This window comes from Shigella sp. FC1567 (assembly GCF_001743015.1).
GTDB lineage: Bacteria > Pseudomonadota > Gammaproteobacteria > Enterobacterales > Enterobacteriaceae > Escherichia > Escherichia coli.
The window spans coordinates 1-14,299 of sequence record NZ_MIIV01000033.1 but is presented as its reverse complement, the minus strand read 5'-3'; the positions used below and the strand labels follow the sequence as shown (position 1 = coordinate 14,299).

Genomic DNA, 14,299 nt, shown 5'->3' with positions numbered 1-14,299 from the left:
TTACACGCTTTTCGACAACATTTTCCTGTGGGTGTGGATTGACATTACAATCCCGAACCCAGCCATCAGCACAATTAGCGCTGATCCTCCATAACTGACCAGTGGGAGCGGAACCCCTACAACCGGCAGAATACCGCTTACCATACCAATATTTACGAAGACATAAACGAATAATATCAGCATTAAGCCGCCAGCCATGACGCGACCAAAGGTGGTTTGCGCTCTGGCGGCTATCCACAGCCCGCGCATGATCAGCAGAATGTAGAGAGCGAGCAGAATCAAAATGCCCACTAATCCCAGCTCTTCCGCCAGTACCGCGAAGATAAAGTCGGTATGGCGTTCGGGTAGAAATTCAAGTTGTGACTGAGTGCCATGCAGCCAGCCTTTGCCGCGTAATCCGCCGGAGCCAATAGCAATTTTAGACTGAATAATGTGATAGCCCGCGCCGAGTGGGTCTGATTCCGGGTCTAGGAGCATCATTACGCGCTGGCGCTGGTAATCATGCATCAGGAAGAACCACAGAATAGGAATGAACGCCGCCACCAGCACTACTGCGACGCCAATCAGACGCCAGCTAAGGCCAGAGAGGAACAGTACAAACAGACCGGAAAGCGCAACGAGGATTGATGTTCCCAGGTCAGGCTGTGCAGCCACCAGCAGCGTGGGCATAAATATCAGCACCAGCGCGATGCCTGTGTTCTTCAACGACGGTGGGCAAACGTCGCGGTTGATAAAGCGCGCAACCATCAGTGGTACGGCTATTTTGGCAATTTCCGACGGCTGAAAACGAACAATACCGAGGTCCAGCCAGCGTTGAGCACCTTTAGAGATGGCACCGAAAGCATCTACCGCCACCAGCAAAATAATACAGATGATATAGAGATAGGGGGCCCAGCCTTCATAAACGCGTGGAGGAATTTGCGCCATCACCACCATGATGACCAGACCCATCGCGATTTGGCCGATTTTACGCTCCATCATGCCAATATCCTGACCGCTGGCGCTCCAGATAACTAGGGCGCTGTAAACCAGCAATGCCAGTAAGATCAGCAGCATTGTGGGATCGAGATGGACTTTATCCCAGAATGTTTTTTTATTCGGATTATCCGTCATGATTAATGGTCCTCCGCTGCGGCAACCGCTGGATTTTCCGCAGGCAGATCGGTGTTGTTATCACCCAGCATAATGTGGTCGAGGATCTGACGCATCAGCGTACCAACCGCCGGACCCGCGCCGCCGTTCTCCAGAATCATGGCGACAGCCACTTGCGGATTGTTGTATGGCGCAAAGGCGGTCATCAGTTTGTGGTCACGTAAACGCTCGGCAATTTTGTGCGCATTATAGGTTTCGTTCGCTTTCAGACCGAAGACCTGAGCGGTACCAGATTTCGCCGCAATTTTGTACGGTGCGCTGGCAAAGTATTTATGCGTCGTACCGTTAGGGCGGTTAGCAACACCGTACATACCGTCTTTCGCCAGCTCCCAGTAACCGGAATGAATATCGCCGACGGGCGGTTCATGCGGTTGTACCCATGGCACCTGTTTGCCGTCTTCGGCGGTGCTCATCAGCAAATGCGGAACCTTCACGATACCGTCATTAATCAGGATCATCAGTGCCTTACTCATCTGGATTGGGGTCGCTGTCCAGTAACCCTGACCGATACCAACCGGAATGGTGTCACCCTGATACCACGGTTTTTTAAAGCGTTTCTGTTTCCATTCGCGGGTAGGCATGTTGCCGGAACGTTCTTCCGCCAGGTCGATACCGGTGTAATGACCATAACCGAATTTACCCATCCATTCGGAGAGGCGATCGATCCCCATATCGTAGGCCACCTGATAGAAGAAGGTATCCGCAGATTCTTCCAGCGATCTTGTGACATTCAGACGCCCGTGGCCCCATTTTTTCCAGTCACGATAACGTTTTTCCGAACCTGGCAGTTGCCACCAGCCTGGGTCAAACAGCGTCGTATTGCGCGTGATCACCCCGGCGCTCAATGCCGAAACCGCCACATAGGGTTTAACTGTAGACGCGGGAGGATAAACCCCCTGTGTGGCGCGGTTCACCAGCGGTGTATTCGGGTCGTTCAACAAGGCGGAATAATCTTTGCTGGAGATACCGTCAACAAACAAGTTTGGGTCATAACTAGGCGTGGAAACCAGCGCCAGCACCCCACCTGTACGCGGATCGGTGACTACCACAGCTGCGCGGCTACCCGCCAGCAGCGTTTCAATATATTGCTGGAGTTTGAGATCCAGCGTCAGGTAAATATCGTGTCCGGCTTGCGGTGGTACTTCTTTTAACTGGCGGATAACACGCCCACGGTTGTTAACTTCAACCTCTTCATAACCGGTCTGACCGTGCAGCACGTCTTCATAGTAACGCTCAATGCCCAGCTTACCGATATCATGCGTTGCCGCATAGTTGGCCAGTTTGCCGTCATTATTCAGGCGTTCGACGTCTTTATCGTTGATTTTCGACACATAGCCGATGACGTGGGTCAACGCCGAACCGTAAGGATAGTAACGACGTTTATAGCCTTTAACTTCAACCCCCGGAAAACGGTACTGATTGACGGCAAAGCGAGCTACTTGTACTTCGGTCAGGTTAGTTTTCACGGGAATAGAGGTGAAACGGTGTGAACGTGCGCGCTCTTTTCGGAATGCAGCAATATCGTCATCGGTCAGATCAACCACGCTGCGCAAAGCGTCCAGCGTTTGCTGCACGTTATCGACTTTCTCTGGCATCATTTCTATCTGGTAGATAGTGCGGTTGAGGGCCAGAGGGATACCATTACGGTCGTAAATAATGCCGCGGCTGGGCGCGATAGGCACCAGCTTAATGCGGTTTTCATTAGAGCGGGTCTGGTAGTCGGTAAAGCGAACAATTTGCAGATTATACAGGTTGGCGATAAGCACGCCGGTCAGCAGCAAAATCCCCAAAAAGGCGACCAGCGCCCGGCGCACAAACAGCGCGGACTCTGCCGTATAGTCGCGAAAAGAGTTCTGTAGTTTCATCCGCTGCGTTTTCTACTCAAAGCTCCCTTATCACTCACGGTGATAAGGATGGTTGGTGGTGATGCTCCACGCCCGGTACAGACTCTCTGCGACCAGCACGCGAACCAGCGGATGGGGGAGGGTAAGCGCCGACAGCGACCAGCTCTGCTCCGCCGCCGCTTTACAGGCAGGCGACAACCCTTCAGGCCCGCCAATCAGTAGACTGACGTCGCGACCATCCAGCTTCCAGCGTTCCAGCTCAGCGGCTAACTGCGGCGTATCCCAGGGCTTGCCTGGAATATCGAGGGTGACAATGCGGTTTTTGCCTGCGGCCGCCAACATCTGCTCACCCTCTTTGTCGAGTATGCGCTTGATGTCCGCATTCTTGCCGCGTTTTCCGGCCGGAATTTCAATCAGCTCGAAGGGCATATCTTTCGGAAAACGACGCAGGTACTCGGTAAAACCGGTTTGTACCCAGTCCGGCATTTTCGTTCCCACGGCGACAAGTTGCAGCTTCACGCATTAACTCCAGAGTTTTTCCAGTTCATACAGGCGACGGCTCTCTTCCTGCATGACATGGACAATCACATCGCCCAAATCCACGACAATCCAGTCGGCGCTGTTTTCACCTTCTACGCCGAGCGGTAACAGGCCCGCTGCGCGAGACTCCTGCACAACGTGGTCAGCAATGGACATAACATGACGGCTGGACGTACCCGTACAGATGATCATGCAGTCGGTGATGCTGGATTTGCCTTGAACGTCTAAGGCGATGATGTCCTGACCTTTGAGGTCATCAATTTTGTCGATAACAAAATCCTGGAGTGCTTTACCCTGCAAGTTTTCCCCCTGGGTGAATCAAATAGATAAAAATGGTCTGTCAGTATACCTGAACCAGAGGCGATTTCGGGACAATTGTCGCCGAATCGGCTTTCGAAAGTGGGCTATCATCCCACCCCGCGCCGCAGATTGCATCGCCATTTTTGTAAAACAATTTCTACAAAGTCGTGTCTGGCGAAAAAAGTCTGGCTGCGGAGAATATCAGCCTGCCCGGGTCTGTCAATGGTCGTTGCGGCTTACCCGTAAAAAAACAGAAAAGTCATGCATTATCGACCCCGATGGCACGGCTATTGAGGACGCGTAGCGTCGCGAATTTTTGGTTGATATCAATGGCGCTCCAACACCCCTGGTCAACGCGAAAATGCCACATAGCCTCGGCAGGCATGCCAATTAAACGGGCGATTAACAGACTCAGTACACCCTGATGGCTGACGACTAAAATATTCTGATAGTGCTGAAATTCACTAAGCCTTGCGATAAAGCGTTCCACACGTTGCGAAAATGCCTGAAATCCTTCACCGTTCGTGGGGATTGCATGCTGCCAGTCATTGCACCACGCGCTATAGTTTTCGGCATCTTCTTGCATGAGGTCGCGATGATGTCGCATCTCCCAGTCGCCAAAAAACATTTCGTTGAGTTCAGGGATGATTTGCACGGGGAGCTGGCGGTCACTGAGAACCAGTCGCGCGGTATGCTGTGCCCGTTCCAGTTCACTGCATAAAACCAGATCAAAGGAAACACCATGTAGCAGCGTATGCAGATTTTGCGCTTGCTCAATACCGCGCGCGGTCAGGGGGGGGGCGCATGACCGCTGTAAAGACCATCGATATTCGCTTGCGTTTCACCATGACGAATTAACCACAGTCGCATCATGCCCTCCGTAACGACAGGTATCAGCGATACAAGCCTTGTTGGTTAATGTAAGTCAGTACCGGTTCCGGCAATAAATCCTCACACGATTCACCGTTTTGCAAACGTTCGCGGATGATGGTCGCCGAGATGTTAAACCACGGCGTTTCAGCCAGATAAATTTTACCGGCAGGCTGAAGGTGAAGATCTTCCTGGTTATGTGTCAAATGATCTTCCAGCCATTGCTGGTATTGCGGTTGCGCCATTTCAAGTGGGTAACCTGGACGCCGACAGACGATCAAATGTGCATTGTCGAGTATCGTTTCGTATTCGTACCAGGTCGGAAAGGTCAGCAGTGAATCCTGACCAATAATAAACGCCAGCGGCACGTCCGGTCCTTGTTCCTGCCGCCACTCTTTCAGTGTTTGCGCAGTGTAAGAGGGGGCATTGCGCTTTAGCTCGCGTTCATCAAGAGTAAATAATGGCTTGTTGGCAATCGCCAGTTCAAGCATGTGTTTACGCTGCACGCTGTTCGCTTCCGGCTGGGGACGATGCGGAGGAACATTATTAGGGATGATTGTGACCCGCGTCAGACCAATCAAATTCGCCAGCGTTTCCACGGGTTTTAGATGACCATAGTGCACCGGATCAAAGGTGCCGCCAAACAGAGCCTGTAAAGATTTCATATCAACCGTCGATAAATACGTCCGCCAGGGGTTTATGGCACAACAGAAGAGATAACCCTTCCAGCTCTGCCCACACTGACTGACCGTAATCTTGTTTGAGGGTGAGTTCCGTTCGTGTCAGGAGTTGCACGGCCTGACGTAACTGCGTCTGACTTAAGCGATTTAACGCCTCGCCCATCATGCCCCGGCGGTTCTGCCATACCCGATGCTTATCAAACAACGCACGCAGTGGCGTATGGGCAGACTGGCGTTTCAGGTTAACCAGTAACAACAGTTCACGTTGTAATGTGCGCAACAAAATAACCGGTTCGCTGCCTTCCAGACGCAGTTGCTGAAGAATATGCAATGTGCGCTTACTTTTTCCCATCAACAAAGCATCAACCCAATGAAAAGGGGTGAAATGCGCGGCATCATTCACCGCCTGTTCAACGCGCGGTAATGTCAATTTGCCGTCTGGCCAGAGCAGCGATAAACGCTCCAGTGCCTGAGCCAGCGCCAGCAGGTTACCTTCATAACAGTAGCAGAGCACCTGATTTGCCGCGTCATCCAGTTCTAAGTTGAGCTGTTTTGCGCGCGCAGCAACCCAGCGGGGAAGCTGAGCCTGCTCCGGTGTCTGACAGGTCACCTGCACGCTGCGATTCGCAAGCGCAGTAAACCAGGCGGCATTTTCTTGCGCTTTGCTTAATTTATTACCGCGGACGATCAACAGCAGGTCGTCATGCAGAAGTCCGGTGAGTGTGAGAAGTTGTTCATTGATCGCCGCATTCGGTCCGTTTTCTGGTAACAACAGCAATAGCGTTTGTCGACTGGCAAACAGACTCATAGCCTGGCATAACGAAAAGATCGCATTCCAGTCAGTGTTGGGATCAATGGAAAAAGTGTGGTGTTCTTCGAATCCTTGTGCCGCAGCTACCTGACGAACAGCGTCCTGGCTTTCCTGCAATAACAGAGGATCGTTACCAAGTAAAAGATACGCCGCGCGCAGCCCTTCATTGAGCTGCGCGCGGAGTTGTTCCGGGTACAACCGAATCATCAGTTACCCAGCGTGGTGGAGACGCGTGCAGGCGTTGCCGGAGTATCCGTTGTGGTCGACGTCTGTTCTTCGTCGGAACGAATATCCGCAGCACGGATGCTTGGCAGCTTACGAATCAGCTGTTCGGCAGCACGGTCGTACATCTCTTTTACGATCATGTCTTGTTCGTTATCTTTCGCTAACGCCATTTGCGGGTTATCAAAGAACGAACGGAAGACTTTGGCGCTAATCGGGTAGATATCATGGCCGGGGATCAACACGGTCGCATTCACCGTCATGATCATCTGATACTCTGCTGTTTGACCGTTACGGAATACCGATGCGGTATCTTTCGTGATGCTCACTTTACCCAAACGCAGGGATGGAACGTCCTTACGCGTGGTTTCTTTATCAAGCAACTCGACACCATTCAGACGTAACTGGTTACGCACCGCACGGCTTAATGGCCCGTTCGGATCGCCTGAGTCCAGGATCATGACCTTCATAGTGGAAGGAACCTGCGTGGTATCACGCAGATGCCAGCCACACCCGGCGGTGATTAACACCGCCAGAGATAACAACAATGTTGCCAGATATCGCACGCTTCCTCCCGCGCTTAGCCAACGACCAGATTGAGGAGTTTACCTGGTACGTAAATCACTTTACGCACGGTAACGCCATCAAGATATTTTGCTACCAGATGTTCCTGGCCAGCACGTTCGCGAACCTGTTCTTCCGTTGCGTCCACCGGAACGGTGATTTTGGCACGGACTTTACCGTTAACCTGCACCACGACCAGCGTGGAGTCTTCCACCATCGCTTTTTCGTCAGCAACCGGCCACGGCGCGTTGTCGATATCGCCTTCGCCTTTCAGTTCCTGCCACAGCGTGAAGCAGATGTGCGGGGTGAACGGGTTAAGCATACGGACAACGGCCAGCAGCGCTTCCTGCATCAGAGCGCGATCCTGCTCGCCATCGGTTGGTGCTTTCGCCAGTTTGTTCATCAGCTCCATAATCGCCGCAATTGCGGTGTTGAAGGTCTGACGACGGCCGATATCATCGGTCACTTTAGCGATCGTTTTATGCACATCGCGACGCAGCGCTTTCTGATCTTCAGTCAGCGCATCAACGTTCAGTGCCGCAACATCACCTTTTGCTGTGTGCTCGTAAACCAGTTTCCAGACACGTTTCAGGAAGCGGTTAGCCCCTTCCACACCGGATTCCTGCCATTCTAGAGTCATATCAGCCGGAGAAGCAAACATCATAAACAGACGAACGGTGTCCGCGCCGTAACGTTCAACCATCACCTGTGGGTCGATACCGTTGTTCTTCGACTTGGACATTTTGCTCATGCCGGTATAAACCAGTTCATGGCCTGCCGCATCTTTCGCTTTCACGATACGGCCTTTCTCGTCACGTTCAACGATAGCATCAACCGGGGAAACCCAGTTACGTTCGCCGTTTTCGCCAACATAGTAGAAGGCATCTGCCAGCACCATACCCTGACACAGCAACTGTTTCGCTGGTTCGTCAGAGTTCACCATGCCTGCATCACGCATCAGTTTGTGGAAGAAGCGGAAGTAGAGCAGGTGCATAATGGCGTGTTCGATACCACCAATGTAGATATCCACCGGCAGCCAGTAGTTAGCCGCTTCGGAATCCAGCATACCTTCTTTGTACTCTGGGCAAGTGTAGCGCGCATAGTACCAGGAGGACTCCATAAAGGTGTCGAAAGTGTCGGTTTCACGCAGCGCTGGCATACCGTTAACGGTAGTTTTTGCCCACTCCGGATCTGCTTTAATCGGGCTGGTAATGCCGTCCATCACCACATCTTCCGGCAGGATCACCGGCAGCTGGTCGTCCGGGGTCGGCATTACGGTACCGTCTTCCAGCGTCACCATCGGAATCGGCGCGCCCCAGTAACGCTGACGAGAAACACCCCAGTCGCGCAGGCGGTAGTTCACTTTACGCTCGCCAACGCCCATCGCAGTCAGTTTATCGGCGATGGCGTTGAAGGCCGCTTCATGGTCAAGACCGTTGAATTCGCCAGAGTTGAACAGCACGCCTTTTTCAGTCAGGGCTTGCTGAGAAAGATCTGGCTCAGAGCCGTCAGCAGCCAGGATAACTGGTTTGATGTTCAGGCCGTATTTAGAGGCAAACTCGTAGTCGCGCTGGTCGTGACCCGGAACCGCCATAACTGCGCCCGTGCCGTACTCCATCAATACGAAGTTTGCTGCCCAAACGGGAATTTCTTCGCCCGTTAATGGGTGAACAGCTTTAAAGCCAGTATCGACGCCTTTTTTCTCCATCGTCGCCATTTCAGCTTCGGCAACTTTGGTGTTACGGCATTCGTCAATAAAGGCCGCCAGTTCAGGATTATTTTCCGCCGCTTTCTGCGCCAGCGGATGACCCGCAGCTACCGCCAGGTAGGTACAACCCATAAAGGTGTCCGGGCGGGTAGTGTAAACGGTCAGCGTGTTGTCATAGTCGTTAACGTTGAAGGTGATCTCCACGCCTTCGGAACGACCGATCCAGTTACGCTGCATGCTTTTAACGGTGTCTGGCCAGTGATCCAGTTTATCCAGATCGTTGAGCAGCTCGTCAGCGTAAGCAGTGATTTTGATAAACCACTGCGGGATCTCTTTACGTTCAACTTTGGTATCGCAGCGCCAGCAGCAGCCGTCGATAACTTGTTCGTTCGCCAGTACGGTCTGGTCGTTCGGGCACCAGTTGACCGCAGAAGTCTTCTTATATACCAGGCCTTTTTTATACAGCTCGGTGAAGAATTTCTGTTCCCAACGGTAGTATTCCGGCGTACAGGTTGCCAGCTCGCGGCTCCAGTCATAACCAAAGCCCAGCATTTTGAGCTGGTTTTTCATATACGCGATGTTGTCGTACGTCCACGGTGCCGGAGCGGTGTTGTTTTTCACCGCCGCGCCTTCCGCAGGCAGACCAAACGCGTCCCAGCCGATCGGCTGCAGGACGTTTTTGCCCAGCATACGCTGGTAGCGGGCGATCACGTCACCGATGGTGTAGTTACGTACGTGGCCCATGTGTAGTCGACCAGAAGGATAGGGAAGCATAGACAGGCAGTAATACTTCTCTTTGCTCTCGTCTTCGGTTACTTCAAATGTGCGCTTCTCATCCCAATGAAGCTGTACTTTGGATTCTATCTCTTCCGGGCGGTATTGCTCTTGCATGGCAGCCAGTGGTCCTGTTTTCAATACGGCTACAAATGTAGCGTTGAGGTGGTTTTTCAGATCCGCATAGCATAGCCCAAACGTCCGCGTCAAAACAGCCTTTCGCGCACTCGACGTTGAAATGATGCCCGGATTATTCATACATTAATTTACAGAGTTTGTGGGCGTATTAGCAAAGCAAGGAACAAAGAACGTCTATTATTATAGTCAGTTAACGACCCGGGAGATGAAACGATGAACAAGGTTGCTCAATATTACCGTGAACTGGTCGCGTCACTGAGCGAACGCCTGCGCAATGGCGAACGTGATATCGACGCACTGGTGGAACAGGCGCGCGAGCGCGTAATAAAAACAGGGGAGTTAACGCGAACCGAGGTCGATGAGCTGACGCGAGCTGTAAGACGTGACCTGGAAGAGTTCGCCATGAGCTATGAAGAGAGCCTGAAAGAAGAATCTGACAGCGTCTTTATGCGGGTGATTAAAGAAAGCTTATGGCAGGAGCTGGCAGATATCACCGATAAAACGCAGCTTGAATGGCGCGAAGTTTTCCAGGACCTCAATCATCATGGGGTTTATCACAGCGGAGAAGTGGTCGGGCTGGGAAATCTGGTCTGCGAGAAATGTCACTTCCATCTCCCGATCTACACACCGGAAGTGCTGACGCTATGCCCGAAATGTGGTCATGACCAGTTCCAGAGACGCCCGTTTGAGCCGTAATAGTCTGATTTCGCACAGCAATAAAGAGAATATGGGCCGAATGAAATTCCCCGGCCCTTGTTTTTATCTCTACAGTAAATCTTCAGTCTCACGAATTTCCTGACTGACATCTCTGGTTCCGGATGACTGAACTTTACGATACAGGTCGAGAGCCTGTCGGAGATCGACAGGTCTTCCTTCTCCGTAGTGATACATAATGGCCAGGTTATACCAGGCAGTGGCGTCATTGCATTCAGCGGCTTTCGTAAACCATTCAAAGGCAGCCTGATAATCTTTCTCAACGCCTTGTCCGTGTTTATACATATAACCGATGTTGACGTAAGCGCCGACGCTTTCCTGAGCGGCAGCCTTCAGATACCAGTACATCGCTTGCTTATAGTCCTGGTCCACCCCTTCGCCAGCGTTATAATCCCATGCAATTTGAAACTGGGCGTGCCGATTACCCTGCTGTGCGCTTTTCAAATACCAGAATGCGGCGAGTGTCTTGTTTTGAGCAACGCCTTTTCCGTCTTCATAAAGATCGGCCAGATTGTTTTGCGCGTCACTATGGCCTTGTAATGCAGCTTGTTTGTACCAGAAAAATGCCAGCGCATAGTCTTTTGCGACTCCGTTGCCATTTCTGTACATCCACCCAAGATTATTTTGCGCATAAGACATTCCGCTCTCCGCGGCTATCTGATACCAGACAACCGCTTCTTTATAATTGGGGTCTTCTCCACGATCCAGTATCCAGCCAAGGGCGTTGGAAGCGAAAGTATGGCCTTGTAGGGCAGTTTTTTTCAGCCAAAAGATGGCATGCTCATTATCTTTATGACGGCTTTTATCCTCAGTATACTTTTGTCCTAAGGAATATTGTGCTTCACAATGACCTTGCTCGGCGGCCAGCTTCAGCCAGTAAAAGGCCTTTTCGTCGTCCGGAGAGTCAATTGCGCTATCGCGATTATAATAAAACCCAACAATATATTGAGCCTCGCAATCGCCTTTTTCAGCACGTTCGATAATCTCATCTATTGATAAATTATCGCAGCAACTTGACGTAAAAATCATTATCATTTCCTTATGGTTGTAGATAAAACATATTATATTTTATGTGTTCCATTTTTGCGTAAGCCTTATTTTATGCGTATTATGTCGCGTCAGAAAAGTATAAATAACTGAGTCTCGAAATGTAGTTTACATTCATTAAATGAATGTTTAAGGATAAATTATATGGACATGGGGTCGCAAAAAATATTGTTTGCACTTTCCACTCCGATGGAAATACGCAATGAATGCTGTTTACCTTCGCATTCATCCCCCAAAATGTATTTAGGTACATGCTTTTTTGACCTTTCTTCCTCATGGGGAATTGATGACCGTGATGACCTGCTGCGCACAATTCACCGAATGATCGAGAACGGTCATGCCGCTCGGTTGGCAGGGTTTTATCACCGCTGGTTTCGTTATTCTCCATGTGAATGGCGTGACTATCTTGCTGAATTAAATGAGCAAGGTCAGGCTTATGCGCAATTTGTCGCCAGCACAGCCGAATGCTGTGGTGAGGGAGGAATTAAAGCATGGGATTATGTCCGGATGGGTTTTTTAAGTCGAATGGGCGTACTTAATAACTGGTTGAGTGAAGAAGAAAGTCTATGGATCCAGTCGCGTATTCATCTACGGGCTCTACGTTATTATAGTAACTGGCGGCAATACTTTGCCGGTTATACCTTTGGTCGGCAATATTGGCAGTCTCCCGAAGATGATCATCTGCCTTTATTACGCGAATTCTTAGCGCGTAAAGAATACGACGATTCCGGCAATGATATGTTTTATCAATTATTTGCCAGTGATGATGCGTATTACCCTACCTTGTCCTGGCAACCACTGGCTGACTACCCCACATGCCCGGAAACGCTTAAGGATATGAGCGACTTATGAAAAATTGCTGGAAGATCCTCGATATAGAGGAAACGACTGACGTCGATATTATCCGCCGCGCTTATCTGGCGCTGTTACCGTCCTTTCATCCAGAAACCGAACCGCAGGGTTTTAAACAACTTCGTCAGGCGTATGAGGAGGCGCTACGGATTGCGCAGTCGCCTGCTAAATCTGTTTGGCAACCAGAAGAATATGAGGTAGCAGAACATGAAATTCTGCTCGCCTTTCGCGCGTTACTTGCCTCTGATAGCGAACGTTTTCTGCCCTCCGCCTGGCAGCGATTCATTCAGCAATTAAATTATTGCTCGATGGAAGAGATTGATGAATTACGCTGGTCGCTGTGCACAATCGCCATGAACACTGCCCATTTATCCTTCGAGTGCGTGGTGTTATTAGCAGAAAGATTGCGGTGGTTGCAGGAGGAAAACGTCGGGGAAATAGACGAAGAAGAACTGGAATCCTTTTTATATGCCATTGCGAAGGGGAATGTTTTTAACTTCCAGACCATTCTGCATCTGCCCGTTGCCGTGCAAAATGACACCATCGATTTTTACCAAATGTTCGCTCGGATTTGGTCATCGCATCCAGAATGGCTGACATTGTATTTAGCGCAACATCGCGCAGTGATCATCCCCGATGATGCAAAACTGCACAGAAATTTACTCCGCTGGTATAGCGCAGGTCGCCTGGATATCCCCGAACTTCTGGATTACGCCCGGTCGTGGCGGGAAGCTGAACCTGATAATGAAGATGCGCGTTATTATGAATACGCGCAACGCGTCTATTGTGGAGAAGGCGAAAGCTTGCTGGCAGAACTTTGTGACTACTGGCGCGAGTATCCCTCCACCCAGGCGGATGCTTTAATATTGCAATGGTGCCGTCAGCATCGGGTCGATTATTACCCGTTAGTGGTGATGATGATTGAAGCTCGTGAACTGGTTAACGATCAGGGTAAACAGCTACTTTATGTCCCCGGCGACAGCGCCCGTACGCGTTTTCATTTATACGAAATACTCAGCGATGAAAAACTCTCTGCGCTGGGGCGTTCACTGGTCGAGATGGTTTTGCACAAAGGACGTAAGCCGCGGATCTCACTCACGCGTGATACAGAACATCTCTTATGGCCATTATATTTAGTTGCCAAACAATTAGTGCAGGCCAGCCAACCGACAGAAGAATCATTAATGCCGATCGTAAGCCGTCTTGATGCAGAAGATCGTTGTCCACTGGAAGCATTAATTATTCGTCGATTATTAATTCAGGCGGCGAATTTTACCGAGAAGCAAACTGTTGAACCGGAGCCGCAACCGCAGCCAATGCCCGTTGACGATGGTGGGCCGGGCTGTCTGGGCGTCATCAAAATTATTTTCTACATTTTTATCTTTGCCGGTTTGATAGGGAAAATACTCCATCTGTTCGGGTGACAGTCGACGTTAATGTGCGGAAAGCCCGGCAAGTAATATAAAAAAGTAGTCAGTTAATGCACTTAAGGGATTATTAACAAATGAATAAGGAAGAACAATATCTTCTTTTTGCGCTTTCTGCGCCCATGGAAATACTTAATCAGGGTTGCAAACCCGCGCATGACTCGCCAAAAATGTATACCGGTATAAAAGAATTCGATCTCTCATCATCCTGGGGAATAAATAATCGTGATGATTTAATTCAGACTATTTATCAGATGACTGATGATGGTCATGCCAATGATTTAGCTGGCTTATATCTGACATGGCATCGCTCTTCCCCTGAAGAGTGGAAAGCATTAATTGCTGGTGGCTCGGAGAGAGGGTTGATTTATACCCAATTCGTTGCCCAAACCGCTATGTGCTGTGGGGAAGGGTGAAGTGGTCAACAAAAACTGGCCACCGAGTTAGAGTTTTTCCAGTATCGATTTTCCGATTCGTTTGGGGGTAACCCACCGTTATATTCGTGCGGTCTTAGTGCGCTGTAATATCCAACGATATAGTCCGTTATGGCGTGAGCTGCCTCGCTGAAGCTTACGTAACCCACCACCGGCATCCATTCGTTCTTCAGACTCCTGAAGAAGCGTTCCATTGGGCTGTTATCCCAGCAGTTTCCGCGC

Annotated in this window: 13 protein-coding genes and 2 pseudogenes; 4 read left to right on the top strand and 11 right to left on the bottom strand. The window is 50.5% G+C overall.

Features of this window, described 5'->3' with window-relative positions; all coding sequences use genetic code 11:
- From mrdB to leuS, 9 genes and pseudogenes are all read right to left on the bottom strand, one after another.
- The gene (gene mrdB / locus BHE85_RS02815) at positions 1-1,113 is read right to left on the bottom strand and encodes a peptidoglycan glycosyltransferase MrdB (RefSeq protein ID WP_000131719.1); all 1,113 of its coding nucleotides are present in this window, start codon (positions 1,111-1,113) and stop codon (positions 1-3) included.
- A 2-nt stretch (positions 1,114-1,115) separates the two neighbouring features.
- Entirely contained in the window at positions 1,116-3,017 is a 1,902-nt protein-coding gene (mrdA, locus tag BHE85_RS02810; protein WP_000776195.1) for a peptidoglycan DD-transpeptidase MrdA, read from the bottom strand.
- Positions 3,018-3,047: 30 nt separating this feature from the next.
- Positions 3,048-3,515 carry a 23S rRNA (pseudouridine(1915)-N(3))-methyltransferase RlmH gene (gene rlmH, locus BHE85_RS02805; RefSeq protein ID WP_000776104.1) on the bottom strand — a complete coding sequence of 156 codons (468 nt, stop codon included), beginning with the start codon at positions 3,513-3,515 and terminating at the stop codon, positions 3,048-3,050.
- 3 nt (positions 3,516-3,518) lie between these two features.
- On the bottom strand, positions 3,519-3,836 hold the full coding sequence (rsfS, locus tag BHE85_RS02800) for a ribosome silencing factor (RefSeq protein WP_001161664.1): 318 nt from the start codon (positions 3,834-3,836) through the stop codon (positions 3,519-3,521).
- Positions 3,837-4,095: 259 nt separating this feature from the next.
- A pseudogene (locus BHE85_RS02795) lies at positions 4,096-4,706 on the bottom strand (adenosylcobalamin/alpha-ribazole phosphatase).
- 23 nt (positions 4,707-4,729) lie between these two features.
- A complete protein-coding gene (gene nadD, locus BHE85_RS02790) occupies positions 4,730-5,371 on the bottom strand; it encodes a nicotinate-nucleotide adenylyltransferase (protein ID WP_000838895.1) in 642 nt (213 codons plus the stop codon).
- 1 nt (position 5,372) lies between these two features.
- Positions 5,373-6,404 carry a DNA polymerase III subunit delta gene (gene holA / locus BHE85_RS02785; RefSeq protein WP_000620542.1) on the bottom strand — a complete coding sequence of 344 codons (1,032 nt, stop codon included), beginning with the start codon at positions 6,402-6,404 and terminating at the stop codon, positions 5,373-5,375.
- Complete coding sequence (gene lptE / locus BHE85_RS02780; RefSeq protein WP_039064002.1) at positions 6,404-6,985, bottom strand: LPS assembly lipoprotein LptE; 582 nt, start codon at positions 6,983-6,985, stop codon at positions 6,404-6,406. Before lptE ends, holA begins: the two co-directional genes overlap by 1 nt.
- A gap of 14 nt (positions 6,986-6,999) precedes the next feature.
- Positions 7,000-9,582, bottom strand: coding sequence for a leucine--tRNA ligase (leuS, locus tag BHE85_RS02775; RefSeq protein ID WP_004981279.1), 2,583 nt, complete (start codon positions 9,580-9,582; stop codon positions 7,000-7,002).
- 234 nt (positions 9,583-9,816) lie between these two features.
- On the opposite strand from leuS, the gene BHE85_RS02770 reads away from it, so the two are divergent.
- The gene (locus BHE85_RS02770; protein WP_001044880.1) at positions 9,817-10,299 is read left to right on the top strand and encodes a zinc ribbon-containing protein; all 483 of its coding nucleotides are present in this window, start codon (positions 9,817-9,819) and stop codon (positions 10,297-10,299) included.
- Positions 10,300-10,368: 69 nt separating this feature from the next.
- On the opposite strand, the gene ybeQ is transcribed toward BHE85_RS02770, so the two are convergent.
- On the bottom strand, positions 10,369-11,346 hold the full coding sequence (gene ybeQ / locus BHE85_RS02765; protein WP_000578164.1) for a Sel1 family TPR-like repeat protein YbeQ: 978 nt from the start codon (positions 11,344-11,346) through the stop codon (positions 10,369-10,371).
- A gap of 162 nt (positions 11,347-11,508) precedes the next feature.
- On the opposite strand from ybeQ, the gene BHE85_RS02760 reads away from it, so the two are divergent.
- The 3 genes and pseudogenes from BHE85_RS02760 to BHE85_RS02750 form a co-directional block, all read left to right on the top strand.
- Positions 11,509-12,216, top strand: coding sequence for a DUF1266 domain-containing protein (locus tag BHE85_RS02760; RefSeq protein ID WP_000367147.1), 708 nt, complete (start codon positions 11,509-11,511; stop codon positions 12,214-12,216).
- On the top strand, positions 12,213-13,640 hold the full coding sequence (locus BHE85_RS02755; RefSeq protein WP_000786589.1) for a J domain-containing protein: 1,428 nt from the start codon (positions 12,213-12,215) through the stop codon (positions 13,638-13,640). Before BHE85_RS02760 ends, BHE85_RS02755 begins: the two co-directional genes overlap by 4 nt.
- A gap of 80 nt (positions 13,641-13,720) precedes the next feature.
- Positions 13,721-14,056 (top strand): annotated as a pseudogene (locus tag BHE85_RS02750) (DUF1266 domain-containing protein); the annotation flags it as partial.
- Between the two features lie 8 nt (positions 14,057-14,064).
- On the opposite strand, the gene BHE85_RS02745 reads toward BHE85_RS02750, so the two are convergent.
- A partial coding sequence (locus tag BHE85_RS02745) for an integrase core domain-containing protein (RefSeq protein ID WP_146627965.1) occupies positions 14,065-14,299 on the bottom strand: 235 nt, incomplete at its 5' end.